This window comes from Cohnella sp. GCM10012308 (genome assembly GCF_042649185.1).
Classification (GTDB): domain Bacteria; phylum Bacillota; class Bacilli; order Paenibacillales; family Paenibacillaceae; genus Cohnella.
In genome coordinates, this window is the sequence record NZ_JBHRYU010000033.1 from 1 (window position 1) to 22,599 (window position 22,599).

General features: G+C 61.7%; 13 protein-coding genes and 1 pseudogene. 3 read left to right on the forward strand and 11 right to left on the reverse strand.

The genetic code is table 11. The features are described from left to right. Positions 1-345 precede the first annotated feature (345 nt). The 5 genes and pseudogenes from ACFOTD_RS27160 to ACFOTD_RS27180 all read right to left on the reverse strand — a co-directional run. Positions 346-996, reverse strand: coding sequence for a nitroreductase family protein (locus ACFOTD_RS27160; RefSeq protein ID WP_378123089.1), 651 nt, complete (start codon positions 994-996; stop codon positions 346-348). 163 nt (positions 997-1,159) lie between these two features. Further along, positions 1,160-3,481 (reverse strand): alpha/beta hydrolase family protein, encoded by a 2,322-nt coding sequence (locus tag ACFOTD_RS27165; RefSeq protein WP_378123090.1) that lies wholly within the window; start codon positions 3,479-3,481, stop codon positions 1,160-1,162. A 124-nt stretch (positions 3,482-3,605) separates the two neighbouring features. Next, positions 3,606-6,341 carry an SLC13 family permease gene (locus tag ACFOTD_RS27170; protein WP_378123091.1) on the reverse strand — a complete coding sequence of 912 codons (2,736 nt, stop codon included), beginning with the start codon at positions 6,339-6,341 and terminating at the stop codon, positions 3,606-3,608. A gap of 513 nt (positions 6,342-6,854) precedes the next feature. Beyond that, a complete protein-coding gene (locus tag ACFOTD_RS27175) occupies positions 6,855-7,484 on the reverse strand; it encodes a DUF3898 domain-containing protein (protein WP_378123167.1) in 630 nt (209 codons plus the stop codon). A 39-nt stretch (positions 7,485-7,523) separates the two neighbouring features. After that, positions 7,524-8,255, reverse strand: a pseudogene (locus ACFOTD_RS27180) (DUF3900 domain-containing protein); the annotation flags it as partial. 174 nt (positions 8,256-8,429) lie between these two features. Here ACFOTD_RS27180 and ACFOTD_RS27185 point away from each other — a divergent pair. Beyond that, positions 8,430-9,050: a GyrI-like domain-containing protein gene (locus tag ACFOTD_RS27185; protein WP_378123092.1), complete on the forward strand. Its 621-nt coding sequence runs from the start codon at positions 8,430-8,432 to the stop codon at positions 9,048-9,050. A gap of 23 nt (positions 9,051-9,073) precedes the next feature. Here the strand turns inward: ACFOTD_RS27185 and ACFOTD_RS27190 are convergent, their stop codons facing one another. Continuing rightward, positions 9,074-10,027, reverse strand: a complete 954-nt coding sequence (locus ACFOTD_RS27190; RefSeq protein ID WP_378123093.1) for a helix-turn-helix domain-containing protein — start codon at positions 10,025-10,027, stop codon at positions 9,074-9,076. Positions 10,028-10,706: 679 nt separating this feature from the next. Here ACFOTD_RS27190 and ACFOTD_RS27195 point away from each other — a divergent pair. After that, the gene (locus ACFOTD_RS27195; RefSeq protein WP_378123094.1) at positions 10,707-12,437 is read left to right on the forward strand and encodes a permease; all 1,731 of its coding nucleotides are present in this window, start codon (positions 10,707-10,709) and stop codon (positions 12,435-12,437) included. A gap of 52 nt (positions 12,438-12,489) precedes the next feature. Here the strand turns inward: ACFOTD_RS27195 and ACFOTD_RS27200 are convergent, their stop codons facing one another. Next, on the reverse strand, positions 12,490-13,128 hold the full coding sequence (locus ACFOTD_RS27200) for a Uma2 family endonuclease (protein WP_378123095.1): 639 nt from the start codon (positions 13,126-13,128) through the stop codon (positions 12,490-12,492). A 231-nt stretch (positions 13,129-13,359) separates the two neighbouring features. Here ACFOTD_RS27200 and ACFOTD_RS27205 point away from each other — a divergent pair, with 231 nt between their 5' ends. After that, positions 13,360-13,722, forward strand: coding sequence for a DUF3889 domain-containing protein (locus ACFOTD_RS27205; RefSeq protein ID WP_378123096.1), 363 nt, complete (start codon positions 13,360-13,362; stop codon positions 13,720-13,722). A 368-nt stretch (positions 13,723-14,090) separates the two neighbouring features. On the opposite strand, the gene ACFOTD_RS27210 is transcribed toward ACFOTD_RS27205, so the two are convergent. The 4 genes from ACFOTD_RS27210 to ACFOTD_RS27225 all read right to left on the reverse strand — a co-directional run bounded on the left by ACFOTD_RS27210 (position 14,091) and on the right by ACFOTD_RS27225 (position 22,552). Beyond that, positions 14,091-18,347: a CIA30 family protein gene (locus ACFOTD_RS27210; RefSeq protein ID WP_378123097.1), complete on the reverse strand. Its 4,257-nt coding sequence runs from the start codon at positions 18,345-18,347 to the stop codon at positions 14,091-14,093. Between the two features lie 882 nt (positions 18,348-19,229). Continuing rightward, a complete protein-coding gene (locus ACFOTD_RS27215; protein ID WP_378123098.1) occupies positions 19,230-20,528 on the reverse strand; it encodes a 6-phospho-beta-glucosidase in 1,299 nt (432 codons plus the stop codon). A 25-nt stretch (positions 20,529-20,553) separates the two neighbouring features. Continuing rightward, on the reverse strand, positions 20,554-21,525 hold the full coding sequence (locus ACFOTD_RS27220) for an N-acetylglucosamine kinase (protein ID WP_378123099.1): 972 nt from the start codon (positions 21,523-21,525) through the stop codon (positions 20,554-20,556). Positions 21,526-21,544: 19 nt separating this feature from the next. Next, the gene (locus tag ACFOTD_RS27225; protein ID WP_378123100.1) at positions 21,545-22,552 is read right to left on the reverse strand and encodes a LacI family DNA-binding transcriptional regulator; all 1,008 of its coding nucleotides are present in this window, start codon (positions 22,550-22,552) and stop codon (positions 21,545-21,547) included. Between the last annotated feature and the right edge of the window lie 47 nt (positions 22,553-22,599).

Below are 22,599 nucleotides of genomic sequence, written 5' to 3' on the forward strand. Positions count from 1 at the left end.
AATTCCATCTCTTCACAATCCTCGTTTGGGTTTAACTACTAATTCTCGATGGGTATGCTTAAATCCCTTCTAGGTTAGAAAAAAAACAAAAAATCCCCCCGCCGAGGGGGGGAGCTAAGTAGTAACCGCATTTGCAGGAATTTCATCAAAGGGAGCGAGCCCATAAAAAATACATGCACAAATGCAGCTTTTTTAACCGCCAAACTTTCAAAACGCCGATACAAGCATAAGCGCGGTTCATTGTCCGCGAACGGCCGCCCCGCTTTATACTTTCTGATCATCCAAAAAAGACGAAGCAGCATGCGAGCTGCTTCGTCCTCTAAGGTAATCTATATAATCTAAGTCTTACTTCAGGCCCTGGCCGTTCCAGAACGTGATCTCCTCGAGCGGCAGACGCGCCGTCGCTCTGCCTGGAGCCGCCGCTTTGCCCACCGCGATGAGCATGACCGGCACGAGCGTCTCGGGGATGCCGAACTCTTCTGCGAGCTTCGCGGCATCGTAGCCGCCCATCGGCACGGTGTCGTAGCCGCGCGCTTTGGCCGACAGCATGATTTGCATGCTGACGAGTCCGCCGTCGACAAGCGCGATATGCGTTTGCTTATCCGCGCTCAGGTTGCCGTACATCGTAAGACTGCGCTCCGTGTACTGGTCGGCGAATTCGCGGGGCATGATCCCCTTCTCCACCGCGATATCGTTAATTTGTCCGAGACGCTTGAAGCCTTCGCGGTCCGCGAGCACCGCGATGACCGCCGACGAATCGACGATCTGCTGCTGGTTGAACGCGATCGGCAGCAGTTTTTGTTGCAGCTCCTTGTCGTGGAAAACGAGGAAACGCCAGGATTGCGTATTGCTGCTCGAAGGCGCCAGCGACGCTTCCGCCAGAATTTCCTTCAGCTCGGACTCGGAGATCGTCCAGTTCGGATCGTACTGACGTACGGAATGACGGTCGCGGACGACGCTTGCATATTCGGTTGCGCTTGCGATAGTTTCGCTCATAAATATTCCCTCCACTTAATGATCTATGTTTGTGTTGAACACAGTTAACGTCGCGAGCCGGCTTAACCGGTATCGGGACAGCGTCCAACTGTGCTCTTTCAAACACAGTATACGGCCGTCCCCCGCCAACTGTCAACATGCGAATTACAGTTCGCATCGGGCGTCAAAAGGGGCTGATTCCGATATCGTCCAGCATGACTTTTGCCGGACCGCCGCTCAGCACGAACGAGATCCCGCTGAGGGTACCCGGCTCGAATGACGGATTCGCCTCCGTCCATGCGCCAAGCGGCAATCGATAGGTTTGGAATACCGGCTCGTACGGCTCCCGGTACTTTCCGTCGTCAACAAGAGACTCCAGCGAACCCAGACGGGTAATCGAGGCGCGGAAAAGCGGCTGCGGCGATGCGAAATCCGAGAGCGGCACCTCGACGTAGGTTCCGTTCGCGTCCGTAAGGCCGACTCTGATCGCCGCTGCGTTAATCGTTCCGCTCTGACCCTTGAGGTCGCGGGACAGATCGGCCATCGCAAAGGCGAGCGCAGCTTTGCCGTTTGTAGGAGCGCCGGTGGCAAAGGCTTTTCCCCACGTCATCGTGAATTTGCCCCCGTCGGTTGCCCACTGCAACGAGAGCCCGTGCGTTCCCTTGCCGTTCCTCTGCCTGTCCAGCGCTTCGGCGACTTCTGCGGTCACGCCCGCCGACATTCCCGATATGCCTGCGCCGGGAATCGCCGGGACGGCATCCCGGTCGTCAAACCGGGCTAACGCCATAAAGGCATCGCTCTCGTACCGACTGACGTAACGCGTAGCCGGAAGATAGGCGCTCGCCGAGCGATAATCTTCGAATAGCGGCATGTAGGCGTCGTCTCCGCCGAGCGTCGCTTCCATAAAGGCGGTCAGGTAGCCCTTGGCGATCGTCCGCTGCGCCTCTCCCGGGAGCGCAGGCTTGCGTAGAAAAAGTCCCGCCGGCAGCGAGCTGTCGCGCTGGCCCCAGCTCTCGTTAAATTGCCCGTGGTTGGCGCCCTCTATGTAGAGGGACGCTTTGAACGCCGTACCGGCTTGTCCGGCCCCGCCGGCCGGAAACGTCGTGCGCGAATACTGCCGGTCGCCGAAAAAATCGTTGATATCGGCGTCGGACGCGCCCTGCAGCGTCAGGTAAGAGACGCCGCGAAGCCGTGCCTGCTTGCCGTCCACGACGGTGTCGGTCGGCGCGATCGCGGCCACGGATACGATCCGATAGTCCGCCGCCGCGGGCAAGGACGCATCGCGCTCGAACCATTCGTCCCGATCCGCCGCCATCGCGACCGCTTGTCCGCCTCTCGAGTGCCCGACGAGCGATATCTTTTGCAAATTCACCTTGCCGTAGAGCGGAGAAGCCGCATCTTCGTTAAAGTCCCGCAGCTGGCCGATGTGCCGTAGCAGCATCCAGGCCCTCAGCTTCATATCCTGATCGGGAATGCCCGACCAGACGGAATAGTTCAGAAAGTTCTCGTCGACCGATACGGCGATGTAGCCGCGGCTGGCGAGCTGCTCGCCCAGATAGGCGTAGCCCCCGTCCGAGTAATCCTCCATCGCGTGATTGCCGTGTACGATGAGCACCAGCGGAAAGACGCCTTCGCCGCTCGGCATCCACACGCGCCCGTTTAACGGAAGCGTCTTCGGTCCGAACCCCCAGTACCATTTGCGAAGAAGCGGCCAGTCCTTCAAATAGGCGGACGCGTCCGCCTGCTTCGAGACCATCCGCGCGTTCTTGCCGAACTCGGGGCGACGATCGGTTCCGCTCCCGTAGGTGAAGACATCGTAAGCGTAGCTGCCTGGCAGCGACGGATCGCCCGTCGTTAGCGGAAGAAAGGCGCTCTCGGCGCCATCGGCGTCCCCTGCGCTCCCTTCGCCCGCGTCGGCCGCGGAATCGGCATCGTCCATCGAGAAGCGACCCGGCCAATCCGGCCGCAGAAGGGAAGGATCCGCCGACCAGGCAGCCGCGCCGCCGACCAGCGCCAGCGCAAGAATAGAAGCGATCCGCCGGCGCTTGCCGGTCTCCCGCGCGAACGCTGCGGCAAGCAGCCAGCCCGTCCCGGCGGCGGCGAGCGTATAGGCGCATGCCAATAGAAGCGACAGGATGACGCCCATATCGCTGAAAAACAGCAAAAAAAAGGCAAGCACGCTCGTGTACAGCAGGCCGCCTGCGGTCGCGAACGGACCGGACAGCCGCGGCACGAACGTCAGGGCCCATGCGATGAGCAATGAGAATAAAGCGAAGGCTCCCGTATGCGCGGATATTGCCGATATAAGATCGATCGGCGTTCCGAAGCCCGTCGGCGCGCCCAGTATGCCCGTGCCCGCTGCGGCGCCCCCCGCGATCCACAGCCCCGCGATTGCGCCGCGCCACGGCCCTTGGTCCCCGGCGAAGGCGCGTCCCAGGCGTCCTTTGCCCGTCTGCAAACTGTAGGCGCGGCGCGCCGGCGCTATACCGGCCTCTCTGTCGCCCATGCCCGTCAGCCCCTTTATCGTCCGTCCATTATCTATGAATCTATTATAACGCCGCCAGGCGGGGCCGTCCTATGACCAAGTTCAGGAACGGTGCCGGAAAAAACGATCGACGCCGCGCACGCCGTCATCCCGCGTGGCCGATCAGCCCGAGCCATTTCCAGTAGGGCACGCAGGCGACGGTCAGCAGCAGCACGGCGAGGCCGTAGCCGAGCGCGGTCAACTGACCCTGGCGATGCGTGAACGATCGCCCTTCCGCGCTATAGTAGCCGGTCAGATAGGTCGGGGACTGGTAGGCAAAAAAGAACGGATCGGTCGATAGCAAGATGACGAAAACGAGCACCCAAGGGTGGATGCCAGCGTGCGCCGCCAGGCCCGCGGTCGACACGACGAGCAAAATGACGGCCGCGTCGTCCCGGACGATCAGCGTCACGAGAAACGACAGCAGCACGACCGAGACGAGAAACAGCGTCGGCGAGCCTGAGAAGGAAGCCATACGCGCGCCCAGTACGTCCGACATCGCATCCACGACCCCAACCCGCTCGGCAACTTCGGCAAAGCTGAAGGCGACGCCGATAAACAGCAGAAACGGCCAATCGATGCCCGTCTTGAGCGCCTGTCCGTCCAGCACGCCGAACACGACCAGCGCCGCGAAGCCGAGCAGCATGACCCAGGCGTAGTCCAGTCCGTGCAGCGGCTGCAGAACCAGCAGCGCGATCGACCCGAGCGCAGCCGCGGCCGTCACGCGCTCGCTTCGGGTCCACCGTCCGATCAGCTTCAGCTGATCGTCGAGCACCTCCCGGCGGATCGGGCGTCCGGGCTCCCGCCGGCGAAAGGTCCAGGCCATGTAGCCCGCCATCGCTCCGCCGAAGACGAGGAAGGCCGGCAAGGCGTAGATCAGCCATTGGAACCAGCTCACGCCCTTTGTCCCGCCGGCCATGCCCAGCGCCATAACGTTGGTGTAAGAGCCCGTCAGCACGAACGGCGCCGTGAAGCCGTAGAACACCATCGCGGTGAGCGACAGCCCCGCCATCCCGCGCGAGCGGTCGGCGAAGCCCATCGCTTCGGACAGCGTGCGGGCGATCGGCACGCCTAGTCCGACCTTCGCCGAGGAAGAGGGGATCAGCGGATTCAGCAGCGCGCCGCTCGCGATAATCCCCCAGAACTGCCCGCGGTAGCTGGCGGGAAACAGCTTCAGCGCGAGCAGGGAAAAGCGATACAGCAGGCCGGACTTCGTAATCGCCGCGCCCAGGGCCAAAATGAACAGCATGTAGAGCCAGCTTGGCGAGGCAAAGCCGGACAGCGCCACCGACGGCTCGACAACGCCGCCCGCGACCCACAGCATCGCCATGAACAGCGCCACGAGGTAGTCCGGCACGACGCGCACGATCCACATGACGACAGCGGCGATGCCGATGCCGATGAAGTCCATCCCCTGCCGGGTCAGCCCGGCGAACGGATCGGCGAAGTGGAAATAAAGCAAACCGGACAGCGCCAGCACGATGCCGGCAAGCCAAGCGAGACGTCCGCCGCCCAAGAGCGCGCCGGCCTGCTCGACGAGCCGCTTGTTTCGCTCGTCCCGCAGCTTCTCTCTGGCCAGGCGCAAGCCTTGCTCAGTGCTATCCGGCTCGGTGCCGGGAAGCGACTCGGCGAGCCGCATGTATTCCAGCGCTTTGTGCGAACGGCCCGCCTGCCTGCACCATTCGGCTCCCCATGCGTACAGGGCAGCGGTCTGCACGGGCTCAAAGCGTTCGGACGCCGTCTCGAGCGCCGTCTCGAACCGGACGTACCCCTCTTCGCGGCCGCGTGCGAGGCAATCTTCCAGATAGGCGGCGAACAAGCCCGGATGGTCGAACAACAGCTCGTCGGGGCAGCGCGCCAGCAGGTCCGCGAGCGGCAAATCCTGCCGAGGCGCAGGGGCCGTTGCGGAAGTCCGCTGCGCGATTGCGCCGGCCGCGCCGCGGCTGAGCGGCTGCCGGGTCGCGGCCTCCAGCGCCGCTGCGGCCTCGGCGGCGCTCGGCGATGCGCCGGCGGCGCGTAGAGCGGGCGCGGCCTCCAGCAGCGCGAGCAACTCCGCCCAAGCTCCGCCGTCTGCCAGCAACGCTGCCGCAGCCGCCGGGTCTCCTGTAGCCGCATAATATTGCGCGGCGTCATGCGTCAATTGTGCACGGGCGCCATGCCCATGCCGCTCGACGTACATCTCCTTCAGCACGGCTCGCACGGCCGGCATAACGGCGATGCGTGCGGCGCGATCCGGATCCTGACGGATCATGGCGCGAAGGTCCGCATCCGCTGCCAGCGCGGCGTCGAAGGAGCCCAGTCCGGACAACTGCTCCAGCAGCGGCTTGTCCGCAAACGACAGCGCCGCAGCCGCAAACATCGCGTTCGCAACCTCGGCCGGCCACTGCGACGCCTGCTGACGGACCCTTGCAGTTTCCGCCTCGCGCGTCTCCGTCAGCCGCGCGTTCGTCTGCGTCAGCCTGCCGGACAGCAAACGAATAAAGTAGGCGGAGAGAACGGCGTGCTCCTCGATCAGCTGCCGAAATGTCTCTTCGCCGAGCTCGAAAAGCTCCGTCTCGGCTGCCGCGACGGCGGTCGCGCTGCGCGGCTCTCCGGTCAGAAGCGCCATCTCGCCAAGCATATCACCCTCGTGCAGCACCGTCAGCGCCCGCCGCGCGCCTTCCTCCGTCTCCACGTATAACGCGATCTGGCCGCGCAACACGACGTACATGCCATCCCCCGGGTCGCCCGCCCGAAACAGCGTCTCGTCCGCCCGCAGCGTACGCCTCTCCAGTCGCCCAAGCACCTTGGCCAGGTCCACATTGGACAGCCCTTTAAACAGCGCGATATCCGCTATGTTCACAAACATACCTCGACTTAGCAATAAAGTAACTTCATGTCGCCTATCTACCGTGTACCCGCACTCTCGCAGACCCATAGCGGCAATAATTGCCGCTATCTACCTCGCATCCACACTCTCGCAGACCCATAGCGGCAAAAACTGCCGCTATCCATCTCGCACCCTTACTCACGCGAAACCATAGCGGCAAAAACTGCCGCTATCTACCTCGCATCCACACTCTCGCAGACCCATAGCGGCAAAAATTGCCGCTACCTATCTCGCATCCACACTCTCGCAGACCCATAGCGGCAATAATTGCCGCTATCCATCTCGCACCCGCACTCTCGCAGACCCATAGCGGCAATAATTGCCGCTATCTACCTCGCATCCACGCTCGCTCTCGCAGCCCAAGTAGCAATCTCGGCCGCCCTTGCTACTCCCGCCTCGAGAGAGGCCCAATTTAGCGCCACCCTCGTTTCTCACATGTATCGTAAGCCCGGCAGCACGCTTCAACCATTGCCGAAAGTTAACGTCTTAGTGTCCCGGGCGCGGGCGGCCGCGCATGCGGGCCAGCACTTGCTCGATGTCCTCGGGGTGCAGCAGCTCGATCGGGGACATGCCCTTGTCAAAGTGCAGGCCGTCGGCTTCGATCAGCAGCACGTACTTGCCGTTCATGCGGGCGATATGGATAGAATCGCCGTAATCGGTCATCTTGGCCCGTACGGATATATCGTCGGCTTTGAACTTCAGCTCCAGGTCCGGCTGATACTCCACGATATGGGCGGTCGCGCCCATGACGTCTTCGTGCGTCCACTTCTCCTGCAGCTGCCGCTTGTCGCCGGCCGCCCACATCTCGAACTCGCGCGCCTCCTGCGCCCAGCTGCCGTTGCCGCGCGCAGCCCGCGATATACCTCCGCCTCCGCCGCCATAGCCGCCACCGCCCTGGCCGCCGCCATAGCCACCGTCACCCTGGCCGCCGTATGCGCCGCCCGAGCCGGCTTCGTCGTAACCCGACGCGCCGTAGCCCGGCGCGCCAAAGCCCGTATCCGCCGACGGGTCGCGCTGCCGGATCGCCTCGTACTCGCCATAACCGCCGGCAGCTTCGCCGCCGGCCCCGTACGCGTCGGCCATTCCGCCGTCCTGCAAGGCGCCCGGGCCGCCCATCGCTCCCGCGCCCCCGTCCGCCGCATAGCCCGTCTCGCCCTCCGTGCCGTCTCCCGACCATTTGCGCTCCATATATTCCTGCACAAGGCCCAGGACCTGATCGTTCACGATCTCCGGCTTCGACTTCTCGTACGAAACGTACTTCAAAAAGTCCTCGAAGTAACGCGCATGCGATGCCTGATGAATCTTCAGCTCGTAAGGCTCGAGCATTCCTTCCTCCGGCATGTGGGGATACTGAATCGACTTGATGTTGCGCGCGCTGATGGCCATGTCGACCTTGGAGATCAAGCTGCGCTCGTCGGAGATGCGGGCGATCTTGGACTCGAAGTCGCACTTCAGCACGAATACGAACGGCTCGTCGAACAGCTCGTTCACCTTGGCCGCCGCCACGATAAACGCGCCTCCGCGCACCGCGCTCGTGTCCATATAGCTCCGCAGCACGTCGTCGCACGCATAATGGAACTGCTCCTTGGTCGTGGCCACGCGCAGCCGCTGGAACAGGTTATAATTCGGATTGCTCTCGGGCTCCTGCCCCGGCTCCATAATGAAGCGGCCGATCTTGGTCGGCGCCGCGGCGGTATCCGGGTTGATGTCGGCCTTGCGCTTGGCGATCCGCGCGAACTCTTCGTCGAGAAACGACTTGACTTCGCTGTCCTCGTAGTCGTAGTGATCCAGCGTTTGATAATGCTTGTATCGCTTATTCGTGTCCGTCTCCTTGTCGCTCTCCGACTGAATGACGAAGAAGGACAGGTATTGTATCGAAAATCTCATTGGATACGGTCTCCCTGCTTTATCGAATCTGGTTCCGGCATAGCCGCTCTAAGCCAAGTGTACCGATCGCGGCTCGCAATTGTCCAGCCCCGCAAATGTCAAACCCGCCGCTGACAATCAGTTGTCACTGAAGACGCTGTATTATAACGTTACTAAAACAGAGGAGGACCGCTCATGACCGTCAAAATCGACTACAAAAAACACGACAAAGCGCTCTATCTCCCCAAAGGGGAGCCCGCTATTCTCGACGTGCCCGCCATGTCCTTCGTCGCGATCGAAGGCGAGGGCGATCCCAACCGTCCCGCGTTCGCGCTGGAAACGGAGGCGCTGTACGCGCTAAGCTATGCCGTCAAAATGTCCTATAAAGGAAACGATGCGCCTGCCGGATACTACGATTATACGGTCTATCCGCTCGAGGGCGTATGGGGGCTCGTCGACTTGACGAAGCCGTCCACGGACAAACGCAATCTAAAGTACACGATCATGATTCGCCAGCCCGATTTCCTCACGGCGGACGGGTTCCGGTATTTTGCGGAAAAGACGGCGGCCAAGAAGCCGAACGCGCCACTCGATCGGCTGAAATTCATCACGATCGCGGACGGCTTGAGCTGTCAAATGATGCATACCGGCAGCTTCGAGGACGAACCGGCCAGCTTCGCGAGGATGGAGGCGTTTTGCGCGGAGTCGGGCTACCGGCGCGCGTCGAAGCTGCATCGCGAGATTTATCTGTCCGATCCGCGCAGGACGGCGCCGGAGAAGCTGCGGACGGTGCTGCGGTTTGCGGTAGCGAAGTAGACGAGTTGCCAAAAAGATTCCGGCTAGCGGCGCCCATGGAATACATGCCGGTACGCCCGCGGCGTCAGACCTTCCCTGGCGCGGAAGCAGGACGTGAAGTAGGCGGCCTGCTGAAAGCCCGTCTCTCTCGCGATCTGCAGAATGGGCAGGTCCGTTTGCAGCAGCAGCCGCTTGGCCTGCTCGAGCCGATAACGCAGCAGATATTCCATCGGCGCGCAGCCGAACCGCCGGCGCATGCAGCGGGCGACGTATACGGGGTGAAACCGCAGCGCCTCGCCCAAACGCGCGGCCGTCAGCGGCTCTGCGTAGTGCAGGCGCAAATAGGACGCGGCGCGGTCCGCCACCTCTTCGCCCGGCTTCGGACCCCGTGCGGCTAGCGAGTCCGCGAGCAGCGGCAGCACCTCCTGGAACAGCCGCTGCTGCCGCCAGCGCACGTCGTCCAGGTGCGAATTGGACTCCAGCCGGGTCAACCGGTCCAGCAGCTCGTACATCCGGCCGGGCTCGGCAAGCCGCGTGAACTGCGGCAGCCGGATCGCGAACGGCTGGATGCGGGGCTTGGCCTGGCGCGCTTCTGCTGGATTCGCGCCTTTATTCTCGCCTTGATCCTCGCCCTCATTCTCGCCTTGATCCTCGCCTCCAACCTCGCCTTCGTTTACGTCCTCGCCTTCGTTTACGTTCTCGCCGAGCGCCCGCCACGAGCCTTCCGTATCGAAATGCAGCCAATACGAAGCCGTCTGCTCCCTCGTACCCTCCGTGGGATAATGATGAAGATCGGGCCGCAGGATGAGCGCATGACCTTCCGACACTGCGTAACGACGCTCCTCTTCGCCGACATACAGGCAGCCTTGCCTGACCACCAGCAGGTCGAATTCCCCGATCGCGATGCGCTCCGGATGCTTGCGGCCGGGTCCGGCCAGGCTATAGCCGCTGCGGATGTAGCCTGGCAGCGGCGGAGAATCGAACTGCAGGACGGACATGCGGACGCTCCTTTCCGCCAGCCGGCGGCGCTCTATTCAGGTCGGCCTTGTTAAGGAGATTTGTTGGCCAACCTCGCTATTGATTAGTCTATGCAATCCGGCTATCCTCCCGCAAGCCGCCGCAGCATCCGCGGACGGCAAAATAACCGTCAGGGGAGATCGAAGATCGTCCTGACGGTCTCGTTTTAAGTTGATGGATAACCGAGACTCGATTGTGCGGAACGACTGGCGACGGCTCATCCGACAGCCGTTCCGTTGGCTCATCAGACAGCACCTTCAATAGGTTGGCCGATCGTTGCCCACGTCGTTCTTTCGCCTAAACGCCTGCAAATATACATCTATTTCCGCCGATGTCGGCTCTTTTAGGCAGGATAGATGCAAAAGCGCAGTTATTTTACTCCACCAGCTGAATTTCCCGCTTAAACTTGGCATTTACCTGCACATTTGCAGGTATTTCATCAAGTGTCGTCGGTCGGCAGAAAATACATGTACAGATGCTGTTTTTCGACTCGCCAGACATTCTGAACAGAGCCTGTCGCGCCGAAATCGTGCTTACCTTTCCTCGATTTGCCGCAGGTTTCATTTTTAATAGTTTTAGTTGTGCCTGCATAACTTTCCGTCGTTCCCCCCGCCTATAATCAGTCATAAATACGGCTACAAGGAACAGGAGACCTCGCCCATGACAAACCCAGCCCCATCCTACGATGCCTTCAAGCTGGCCATCTACTGTACGGCCGGTTGTCTTGACAGACCGCTCGAAGAAATTGCCGCCGACCTGGATTTTTTCCAGCGTCATCTGCGATTGTCCAAAGTGTATATCGAAAATCACCGGGGAGACGTCAGCCTGAGCCGCGAGCGGCTGACTGAGCTGAAGTCGCTGTTCGAGACGCGCGGCATCGCGACCGCGGGCGGCATCACGCCGACGCTCGGCGAGGCGTACCGTCCGGGCTACCGGCGGCTGTTCGGCGGCATCTGCTACACCGACGAAGCTTCCAGAGCCAGATTCAAGGAAGCCGTCGCGAACGCGGCGGCCGTATTCGACGAAGTCATCTTCGACGACTTTTTCTTCACGAATTGCGGCTGCGACGACTGTCTCGCGCGCAAAGGGGATCGGTCGTGGGAGGCGTTCCGGCTCGAGCTCATGACCGAGGTGTCGGAACGGCTCATCATGGAGGCGGCCCGCGAGGTGAATCCCAAATCGAAGATGATCATCAAATATCCGAACTGGAACGAATCCTATCACGCCTCGGGCTATAACACGCAGACGCAGCCCACGCTGTTCGACGGCGTCTATACCGGCACCGAGACGCGCGATCCCGCGATCAGCCAGCAGCACATCCCGCGCTACGCCTCATATTCGCTGCTGCGCTGGATGGACAATCTGGCGCCGGGCCGCAACGGGGGCGGCTGGTTCGACAGCCTCGACTGCACGTACGTCGACTACTATCTGGAGCAAGCCTACCTGACCGCCTTCGGCAAGGCGAAGGAGCTCACGCTGTTCTGCTATTCGCTGCTGCGGGACAGTCACTACGTCCCGGCGCTCGGCTTCCAGCTGGACAAGCTGGATCGGCTGGCGGGCGAGCTCGGCTCGCCGGTCGGCGCGACCGTATACGTGCCGCATCGCGCGCGCGGCGAGGATCATCTGTACGACTATCTCGGCATGCTCGGCATCCCGTTCGAGCTGACGCCTCACTTTCCCGAGAAGGGAGAGGGGCCGTTGCTCATCACGGCCGGCGCAGCCGCGGACGAAGACATCGCCGTTAAAATGAAGCGGTACCTGCAGGGGGGCGGCGAGATCGTCATGACCTCCGGGTTCGTCGAGCGAATGTCCGGCCGAGGCGCGGAGGACTTCACGACGCTCCGTCCGACCGGTAAGCGTCTGTCCGTTCAGCAATTCGCGCAGCATACCTACAGCTGCACCTTCGACGATTTTGCGCTGTCCGCGGAGCCGCTGTCCTTTCCCGTCTTCGAATACAGCACGAACGGGACCTGGCAGGAGATCGTGGCGCTCAGCGGGCACAATAACATTCCGATCCTGATGTACGACAATTACGGCAAGGGTAAAATCCATACGCTCATCGTGCCCGATCACGCCCCCGACCTCTGGAAGCTGCCGGAGCCGGTCGTCACGCAGCTGCGGAGCCTGTTCGCGGCACGGCTCGGACTGCCGTACGAGCTGCTCGGCCCGGCGGATGCCGGCCAGTTCGCTTACGACAACGGCGTATTCGTGCTCGAAAACTTCGCGGCGCGGCCGCAGAAGTGGCGGATCCGGCTGCCGGAAGGCCGCTCCATCGCCGGACTGACCGCAGCCGCGCATCCGGAGCTTCTGTCCACGGACGCGAAGGACGGCGCCGTGCTGTACGAGATCCGGCTCGCCCCGTCGACGTATGCAGGCTTCCGCGTGAAGTGACCGCTAAATACGGTGCGGCGGGCCAGCCTCGATCAGCTTCGGTCAGCTTCGGTCAGTTCAGCGATGCCAGCCGCTCCAGTACGTCGCCCTTGAACAGCTCGTCCACCGCAAAGGAGACGCAGGGGAACCGCTCCGAGACGACCCGGTCTTGCTCCTCGAAAAGCTCGCCTACCCGGTAGCGGCCGTCGACGAGCAAAAACTGCTCCAGCGTCCGGGCGGTCGGGTCGACGATCCAGCACTCGGATACGCCGTGCTTCTCGTAAACCGCGTGCTTGCGCACCCGATCCCGCTTGCGCGAGCCGGGCGCCAGGATCTCGACGGCCAGATCCGGCGCTCCTTCCACGCCGCGCTTGCTGACGATGTCCCAGCGGTCCTTGCTGACGAGCACGAGATCCGGCTGCATGACGTTGGTCTTGCTGAGGATGACATCCAGCGGCGAATACAGCACGATGTAATCCGAGGTACAGCTTTGTAAGAGCAGATGCAGCTTGCCGCTGATGGCCTGATGAAAAATATTCGGTCCGGACATCAGCTCAAGTTTGCCGTCGAAGATCTCGTAGCGATTGCCGTCGTCCGGCATGTCCGCATAGATCTCGTAGGTCACGATCTGCTCGCGGACCTCACTTTCCTTGGCTTTCGTGTCTCCCTTCGCTTTCTTGTCATCCTTGTCTTTCTTATTCAGGTCAGTCATCACACTGCTCCCTTTACGGAAAAAAAGCGCCCCGTCAAAGCGACACGGACCCGTGCGCGGCTCTGACGGGGCGCTTCCCCGTGCATACTATTTACCAGTATTATGCTTGTCCGACTAAACCATGTCAATCTTTTATTCATTAAGATTCGCGCGGTCCGCTGGGCATCATCCGCTTCGATTGGGGCATAATGGTACGGTCGGCAACCGATGATCAAGGAGGTCGCAACCACGATGAATCAGCGCTATACCAAGAAGGTAACGGGCACAATCCGCCTGAGCTTCCTGCTCGCTTTGCTGGCAGTCGCCGCCTGGACGGGCTTGGCGTTGCGCGCCGGAAGTGCCGATGCCGCGGACACTTCTTACCACAAATGGAGTCTGATCGCGATCGCGGAGACCAAAGACAAATATCCGAAGGCGTCTCTCGTCGATTATTCGCACATCGGCAGAACGCAGCTCGAAAACGGCCTCAGCGAGGAAAAATTCAAGCTTTGGCTCCGCCAGGCCGACCGGGAGTTCGGCGTGTTCGTGACCGTCCGGTTCAGCGACGCCGAGGATCGTTTAGTCTCGGTCGCCATGAGCGAGACGCCTCGCTGAGTCGGGGGTCATGGATAAAAGTCCCTTTTTTGATCGAAATCGCAATTTGTCGTTTGACGGCGCTCGCACGCGTTTAATTACAGATTAAGCCATGAGTCATTGGACGCGTCGTTCCCCGGGGCCGAACCCGGGCGCTGCTGCCGACTGCGCTTCGATCACGGCGGTACGATCCGCGGGTAGACGAACCCTAGACACAGCAAGCCCGCAAAGCCGCCCTGCCCCGAGCAGGCTCCGGCCCATCAACCTTCTTGTTCGTCTCCCGTCGCAGCGCGCGACGAAGACGGCGCACCCGGCCGCTTGGCGGTTCGGGGGCGCCGTCTTTTTAGTTCGAATAAGAATTCGCGGCTTGACCGCCACGCTATGAAGCGCTATTCCAGCACGACTTCGTCTACGTACAGCGTCATCTTCCCCGTGCCCTCCGGCGAATAGACTTGCAGGCCGATCGTTTTGATCGCCGTTTTGTCGATGCCCCCGGCATTCAGGTTCAGCGTCAACGTTTGATATTCCGCGTTCAGCGTCGTTTCGTCGGCGTTCACCCAGGTCCATGCGCCGCCGTGCTTGATGAACAGCTTGGCCTTGGCCGTACCCGCGGCAAGCCGCACCTTAAGCTTGATCGAGGAACCGTTGCTCAGGTCCTTGTCCGAGATCGCGCCAAGCTCGAACTGCGGAGGGCTCCCCGTGCCGATCGCGTCAAAATCCGTCGCCAGCACCTTCAGCTCGCCGTCCGACGCCTGCCTAACGTTGGCTGCGCCCAGCGTATTCTGGCTGTCGTTCAGCGCCCAGCCCTGCGTATCGCCGTCGAAGCCGTACAGCGTGCCCGTCGGCAGCCCGCCGCCCGCGCTGCCGTTCGGCACCGTGCCGGCCGCGTCGTCGCTGACCGCGCGGATGTCGTCGAAGTACATGGAAGACGTCAGCCTGGTTCCGTCCGGCTTCGCATTCGTGTAGATGGAGAAAGCGTTCACCCTGGACAGGTTGAGCTTCGTGAGCGTGCCCGTCGCGCCGTTAGCCGGCTTGAATTCGCTGAATGGAGCGGACACGAGCTGCGCTTCTTCCGTCGCCGTATCCGGATAGTATTCATAGGTCTTTCCGTCCGCGTTGATCTGCATGACGAGCTTCTGCCCCTTGCCGTCCGGCTTATACCAGAACTGCAGCGCGTTGTAACCGGACCAATCCACGCCTCCGAGCGCCTTGGTGATGCCTGCATAGCCGCTGCCCGCCAGCGTGTAGGTATACTTCAACCCGTAGCTGCCGCCGTGCTTGTTGCCGGCGTCGAGGGCCGAAGCCGTATCGTCGCCGCCTGCATGGACGAACTTCGCGCCGAGCGCTTCATTGCTGCCGAGATAGCCCTCGAAGTCGTCGACCGATGCCGGATCTGCGGCCGCATCCTGGTAAGTGCTGTACAGGCGGATGTTGTCGATATAGACCGGATATGCGGCGCCGCCGTTGTCCAATCCGCTGCCGACGAGCGACAGCGCCAGACCGTTCGCCGCGGCGAGCGCGTCATCATCCGTCAGATCGATCGCGGCCGCATAGTGGACGTACGGCTCCCCGTCGATCTCGACCTTCTCCATGTTGTCGAAGGACACCTGCGTCGTATCCATGCCGTACTTGTTGTCCCAATCCGGCGGCAGCTGGACGACGCTCCGCAGCGTAGCCGCGCCGCTCTTGGCGCCCGCCGCGACCGGCACCCACGCCTCGTATTTAATGCGTTTCACGCCGGAGAGCGTGTCTGTGCCCGCTATGGCCTTGGCGTTTTTAAGCTCCAGCTTGAGCTCCTGCCAGGAGTCCGCGGCCGTCGTGCCCGTGACGCTTAGCTTCAGCTTGCCGTCGCCACCCAGGATCGCATGCGAGAGGCTCTCTATATCAGCCTGCCAACCCCCGTTGCTCTGGACGCCTTCGATGCCATCGTCGAACGTATACGCGCCGATCAGCACCTCGGGAATTTTGACGAATACCGTGTTCGCCTGCTCCTGCAGCACCTTGCCTTCCGCGTCGTACGCCTTGACGGCGACGGTCGCCGATTTGCCGTTCAGGCTTGCCCCCGGAGACCAGTCTGCGGTGTAGAAGCCGGTCGCCGGATCGAGCGTCAGCGCATGCTCGGCGCCGTCCGCGTCCGTCGTATAGACGACGCGGGCCGGGGTCTCGTTCAGAATACGCGCGCGGATCTGCGTCGTAGTCGTCTTGACCGTGCTCTGATCCGTCGGGGAAGCGACGTGCATGAACGGCTGCTCGCGCACCGTCGCCACGCTGCGGTCGTAAGCGTGAGATACTTCTTTGTTGAACAGCGTGTACGATTCCTCGAAATACTTGACGAAGTCGGGCAGCATCTGATGCGCAGGCTGTCCCTCGCCTGTCGGGTACGGCACGTAGGCGGTCGGTCCGAAGTTCGCCCACGTAAGCATGTACGCCATTTTCCTGGCGTCCGGATCGGACTGCAGCGCTGCGGACAGCTTCGTGTAGAAGTCGGGCGTCGCGTTGCCGTCGGCTTTCATCTGCTGGTAGCCGAACTCGGTGAGCGCGGCGACCTTCCGATGGCTGTCCGCTACGCGGGAGACGAGCGCGGCTTCCGTCGTGACGCCGTCGAACCAGCTCTGGCCTTCCCCGTTGTAGTAGCTGTCGAACCCGAGGATGTCGACGTAGTCGTCGCCCGGATACGTCTCCATGTACCGCTCCTCGCTCGTGCCGAAGCCGCCTCCCGGGGAGTAAGCGTACAGGAAGTTGCTCACGCCCTTGATATCCCGCAGGTATTCGACGGTATAGCGGTAGATCTCCCGGTATTCGTCCTTCGTCGTGAACGCCGCGCCCCACCAGAACCAGCTACCGCTCTGCTCGTGGAAGGGACGGTAGATAACCGGGATCGGGTTGCCGTTGTCGTCCTTCAAACGGTTCGCGAAGTCCGCGATGTTGTCGAGAAACGCGTTGTACGCGGCATGCTTGTCTCCGCCCGGAAGAATGTGCGAGACCACGTTGCCCTTCAGGTCGTAAAAGTCTCCGCCCGTCACGAAGTTCGGCAGATGCGAGCTGAGCGTCAGCACGCCGCCAACGTTATAAGCTTTGCGCATCACGTCTATCAGATTGTCGCGGCTCTGCGCGAAGTCGCCGTTGACGCCCGGCTTTTCTTTCCCTTCCAGCGTCAGCGTGTCCCAACCGAACAGCGCGGGGTATTCCCCGACCGCGTTGTAAGCGTCGGATTCCGTGCCGTCACGCTTGCCGATGGACAAGCCCTCCGTCGTCGCATGCTGCTGGCCGAACAAAATGCCGGTACCGCGAATCTCGTTCAGATAGACGAACAGGGACTTGGTCGCGGCGGAAGCGTCCGAATCGACAAGGTTTACGGCGACCGCAGGGTTTACCGGCGTCGTAACGGTCGGATTCGCAGGCGTCGAGGTCCCGGACGGGGCAGCTGCGCCGTTCGCGATGCCGAACGTGCCGGCTTCGACCGCTTTTCCGCCTACCGTAACGCCAGTCGTATCGATAACGGCGGTTCCGATGGCGCCTCCCCCGGCTATCGTCGTACCGCCGGCACCCGCATTCACCTGCAGGCGGTTTATCGATGCACCCGATGCCAGCTCAAGTCCGACCGGACCGTTGAAGGTCGCGGCTTCGATCCGCGCGTCCTGCCCCAGCTCCAGCTTCGATTTGCGCGCTACGGTGATCTGCGCGATCTTGGTCTTGCCGGTCGCTTGTACGCGGACCTCGCCTTCCTTGCGGTCGACCACGACTTCTCCCAAGGTTGTATCGTTCAAGATGATGGTGTTCGGGCCGCCGCCCGCGATGAAGGTCTTGCCTTTGACCGTGACGCCGTCGAGCTTTACTTCGCCGTCGCCGATGCCGGCAGTTAAGTACAGATTGCCGTTTACGACCGCGCCCTTAAGCGTCGCGCCGTCATGATTGACGACGACGTTGCCCGCGATCTCTCCGCCTTCGACGGCGCCTGCGGAAGCATAGTAGCCCGCGACGAGCTTATCGATCAGCGTCACGACCTCTGCGCGCGTAATACTGTCATTCGGACGGAAGCTACCGTCCTGATAGCCTTGCAGAATACCGGACAGCGCGTCTACCGCCGTCCGCGCATAAGCTTTTATCTGCGCGCCGTCGCTAAAGCTCTCCGTCGTTGAAGCGCTTCCGGAAACGGCTAGCGAAAACACGCGCGCCAGCAGCGTCACGGCATCCTGGCGACTGATCGCCTCTCCCGCCTGAGCCCGGTTCCCCGGGAAGCCCTCGTAATAGCCGGCTTCGCGCGCAACCGACAGGGCGCCCGCGTACCAGCTCGACTCCCTGACATCGGCGAACGACTCGTTCGATTCGGCATAAAAGCCGAATACGCGATTCAGGATCGTGACGAATTCTGCGCGCGTGATCCGATCGTCCGGATGAAACGACTGGTCGGGATATCCGCTCAGCACGCCGCTCGCTACCCACTTCGCAATGCTGTCCTTCGCCCAATGCTGCAGCGTGTCGGACAGCGGCATGCCGGCCGGCGATTCCGAAACGACGGACGAATGGACTGCCGCCGACGGCTCGGCCGCCCAGGCCGTTACAGGCGCGGCGACGCCGGTTAACACGGCGGTCGCCGCCAGCGCGGTGGACAATGCGCCCGACAATATTTTCTTAGAAGCCTTCATCGGAAACCTCCTCCATAAAGTAACCTAAAACGCGAATTCTGTTAGCGCCAACAACATGCGTTCATCCTTTTCCAGCTCGCGCAACCAGAATATGCCTCACATTATAAAGCGCTTACTTTACTCAAAACAGGTGCTGAATTACTTTTTATATAACCATTTCGCTTTTATCATCTAGCTAAATAATAACTTCATGATTTAGTTAGGTTTACAAAACGACATAATTCGGCAGAAAAATTAGGTTGCGGCGGATATCGGAACTGGATTCGGCGAGGACGCCTATCGTTGACGCATCAGACAATCGTTCCGATGAGCCTGCCTACCGTGACGCATTAGATAGTCGTACCGATGACATGCCAATCGTGACGCACTAGATAGTCGCACCGATGACCTGCCAATCGTGACGCACTAGATAGTCGTACCGATGACCTGCCAATCGTGACGCATTAGATAGTCGTACCGATGACATGCCAATCGTCAACGCATCCGACAGCCTTTTCGACACACCTGCCTGATCGTCGCCCGCGTCGTTCCTTCGCCGTAACGCCTGCAAATATACATCCTTTTTCGCCGATATCCGCCTCCCTGAGGGAAAAAGATGCAAATGTGCAGGCATTCCCCTCCACCGACCCGATTTCCAGCCTTTGCTGTGAATTTGCCTGCATATTTGCATGTATTTCATCACGCGTCGTCGGTCGGCAGAAAATACATGTACGAATGCAGGCTTTTGCCCGAAAACGTTGTCCGCAAAACATCGAAAGACTCCGGCAAACACGCCGAAAGCGCGCCGATCTGACCGCAAACCGCCGCCAAAAATTCAGATAGGCGAACAAAAAAACCTCCCGCCGCAGGCTCGGCTGCGACAGGAGGCATACGCCACCGGTTTTAGAAAAAAGCAGGCAAATACGGACGGTTCTTTTCCAGCATCTCGTCAAGCAGCTGCTTTGCCACGCGGACGGACGGCACGAGCGGATGCGACGCCATCGCCTGCAGCGCCACATCTCTGTCGCCCTCCACGGCCGCGCGGATCGTCAGACGTTCGTACGTTTTGACGGCATGGATGAGTCCTTTGGCTTGCTCGGGCACCCGGGTCACCGGCAGCGCCAGCGGTCCCTGACCCGTCACTACGCAGTTCACCTCAATGCAGGCGTCCGGCGGAAGAAAATCGAGCGTGCCTCCGTTCGGTACGTTAAGCGTCTGGATATCGCGCTTGTCGCCGTAAAGAGACTCCATCAGATTAACCGCCGCTTCCGAATAGTAGGCCCCCCCGCGCTGTTCCAGCTGCTTGGGCTTCTCCTGCAGGTTCGGATCCTTGTACAGCTCGAACAGCTCGTCCTCGACCTTCTTCACGACCTCGGCGCGCGTGCCGCCGCTTTTCAGCGATTCAAGCTGCTCCTCGAGCATGACGTCCGTCATGTAAAAATACTTGAGGTAGTAAGAAGGAAACCCGCCCAGCGAGCGGAGGAAGTCGGGGTCCCATTCGGATGCGGGCACGTTTTTGCCGTTGAATTGTTCCCGCTTGTCGAGCAGCTCGGGCAGACGGTCGATGCCCTCGATCTCAATGCGCGTCACCCAGTGCAGATGGTTGAGCCCGACGAACTCCGTATAAATGCGCGACGGCGTCGTGTCGTATTTGGTGCTGAGCCATTTCGTGAGACCGATCGGCGCGTTGCACAAGCCGATGCTGCGCACCTTGGAATAGCGGCAGATCGCCTCGGTTACCATGCCGGCCGGATTGGTGAAATTCAGCAGCCACGCGTCCGGCGCCAGCTCTTCGATGTCCCGGCAGATGTCGAGCAGCGCGGGGATCGTGCGCAGCGCCTTCATCATGCCGCCCGGGCCGGTCGTCTCCTGGCCGATAACGCCGTGCAGGTTCGGAATGTGCTCGTCCCACTTGCGGGCTTCGAGCAGGCCGACGCGCATCTGCGTCGAGACGAAATCCGCGCCTTCGATCGCCTCGCGCCGGTTCAGCGTCAGGTGCACGCTGATCGGCAGGCCCGATTTCTCGACCATGCGCTTCGCGAGCGCGCCGACGATCTCGAGCTTGTGCCGTCCCGCTTCGATGTCGACGAGCCACAGCTCCCGGACCGGGAGCTTGTCGTACCGGTTGATGAAGCCTTCCACGATCTCCGGCGTATACGAGGAACCGCCGCCGATGACGGCCACCTTCAGTCCTTGCGCCATGCTTATCATCCTCCTGTATGTTGGATCAGATCGCTTCGAATTCCGCCGCGTCCTTCAGCGTCTCGCGCGCCGTCTCCGGCAGCGGACCGTCCACCTCGAACGCGAGCCATAGCGCGCCGACGACCGGCTCGACCGCCAGCTTCACTACCGTAGCATTGGGCGCCGCGGCAGCTACGGCCTGCCGGATCCCGGCATGCACCCAGTCTCCCTTGCCCCGCGTCAGGATGCTGCCGGCCATGACGACGTCGAATGTCTCGTCCGACATGCCGAGCCTGCGGATAATGGCGCTTGCTTGAAGGCCCGACTCTTCGCCCTGCTTGCGCAGAATCGCCTGCGCGGCAGCGTCTCCGCCCTCGGCCGCCTCGAAGAGCAGCTTCGCAAGGCTTAGCGGCGGCTGCAGATCGCGGTCCAGATAATCGTGAAACATCTCCTCGGCGGTAGAATAGCCCGTCTCCGCCAGCACGAGCGGCGTAAGCGCCGTCTCCTCCTCGCGTCCGTCCCAAGCGCGGATGACCGTACGGAAGGCCTCTACGGCCAGCGCCGTGCCGCCGCCGAAATCGCCCGTCATATAAGTGAACCCGCCGACCTGGAGGCTCTCTCCGGCGGGACTCAAACCCGCGCCGTTGGTGCCGCTGCCGCAGATGAGCACGACGCCGTAAGGTCGGCTCGTACCTGCGCGCATCGCGATAATGGTGTCGCAGTGAATCTCGTGCTTCGCGAAGCCGAGCTCCCCGATCATCGGACGCAAGATCCTGAAGTCCGTCTCGCGGTCGGCGCCGGCCAAGCCGAAGCAGGCGGACGCCACTTGCTCCCGCGCGATTCCCGCGGAGGCGAGCGCCATCTCCGTCGCCTCCCGGATACTCCGCCGCGCGCATTCGCGGTCGATCTGATGATTGCCGTTGCCGCTCTTGCCCTTGCCGACGACGCGTCCCTGCTCGTCCGCGACGAGCGCGTAGGTCTTGGACCCGCCGCCGTCGACGCCCAGATAATATTTCATTCTCGTCTCTCCCTCTCGCCTATTCGTTCCCTGCCTTGACGGCCTGTGCCGTCGAATCCCTGACGATCAGCTCCGGATCGATCTGCACCGTGACATGGCGCCTCTGTTGCCCCTCGATCGCCGCGAGGAGCAGCTCCACGCCTTTGCGGCCGATCTTGTCCGCGGGCTGGCGGACCGTCGTCAGCGCGGGCCGCAGCGCAGATGCGAGGACCTGGTCGTCGAAGCCGACGACCGACAGATCCCGCGGCACGCGAAGCCCCGCATTCTTGCAGGCGTCTACGACGCCGAGCGCGATATGGTCGTCCGCGGCGAATACCGCTTCCGGCAGACGCCCTGCCGCGATCCATGCTTCCGCGATCCGGTATCCCGACTCGATGTTGAACTCGCCGGGCTCGACGCTCCAGGGCGCGAGCCCGGCCTCGGCGAGCGCCTGCAAAAAACCGCGCTCCCGGTCCTGGCTGCTCAAAAACGCCCGCGGTCCGGCAATATGCGCAATCCTGCGATGTCCGAGGTCGATCAGATGCCGCGCAGCCTCGTACCCGCCCTTGAAGTTGTTCACGACCACGGACGGCGCCGAAGGCGAAGGCTGCTGATTGTCCAGCAGAATATAGGGAATCCGCTTCTGCAGCAGCTCCAGCTCGTAGCCGTCCTCCTGCATCGGGGACAGCACGATGACGCCGTCCACGCGGTCTTCCTCGAATAGCAGCCGGCCCGCGCCTCCGCCGGCTCCCGTCTCGACCGACAGCGCCAGAAAGTAGCCATGCTCGGCCAACCGATCGCCGATCTCCTTGACGACCGCGTCAAAAAACGAGTCCTGCAGCGTCGCCAGCGTGAGGCCGATGACGCCCGTTCGCCCCCTTGCCAGGCTCCGCGCCGCGGCGCTCGGGTGGTATCCGAGCTCCTTCATCGCCTGGAGCACCTTTTCCCTGTTTTTTTCCCTGACGGACGACGCGTTGTTAATGACGCGGGAAACAGTGACCACGGACAGTCCCGACTTTTTGGCGACGTCGAAGATGCTGATTTTCACGCTTGCGCGCTCCTTTTTCCTCATAAGAGAAGCCTGCCGTCGGTTTC

Coding starts and splice junctions, on each gene's coding strand:
- ACFOTD_RS27160 (WP_378123089.1), bottom strand. CDS start 996: ATGAGCGAAACTATCGCAAGCGCAACCGAATATGCAAGCGTCGTCCGC.
- ACFOTD_RS27165 (WP_378123090.1), bottom strand. CDS start 3,481: ATGGGCGACAGAGAGGCCGGTATAGCGCCGGCGCGCCGCGCCTACAGT.
- ACFOTD_RS27175 (WP_378123167.1), bottom strand. CDS start 7,484: ATGGGCGGCCCGGGCGCCTTGCAGGACGGCGGAATGGCCGACGCGTAC.
- ACFOTD_RS27185 (WP_378123092.1), top strand. CDS start 8,430: ATGACCGTCAAAATCGACTACAAAAAACACGACAAAGCGCTCTATCTC.
- ACFOTD_RS27190 (WP_378123093.1), bottom strand. CDS start 10,027: ATGTCCGTCCTGCAGTTCGATTCTCCGCCGCTGCCAGGCTACATCCGC.
- ACFOTD_RS27195 (WP_378123094.1), top strand. CDS start 10,707: ATGACAAACCCAGCCCCATCCTACGATGCCTTCAAGCTGGCCATCTAC.
- ACFOTD_RS27200 (WP_378123095.1), bottom strand. CDS start 13,128: ATGACTGACCTGAATAAGAAAGACAAGGATGACAAGAAAGCGAAGGGA.
- ACFOTD_RS27205 (WP_378123096.1), top strand. CDS start 13,360: ATGAATCAGCGCTATACCAAGAAGGTAACGGGCACAATCCGCCTGAGC.
- ACFOTD_RS27210 (WP_378123097.1), bottom strand. CDS start 18,347: ATGAAGGCTTCTAAGAAAATATTGTCGGGCGCATTGTCCACCGCGCTG.
- ACFOTD_RS27215 (WP_378123098.1), bottom strand. CDS start 20,528: ATGGCGCAAGGACTGAAGGTGGCCGTCATCGGCGGCGGTTCCTCGTAT.
- ACFOTD_RS27220 (WP_378123099.1), bottom strand. CDS start 21,525: ATGAAATATTATCTGGGCGTCGACGGCGGCGGGTCCAAGACCTACGCG.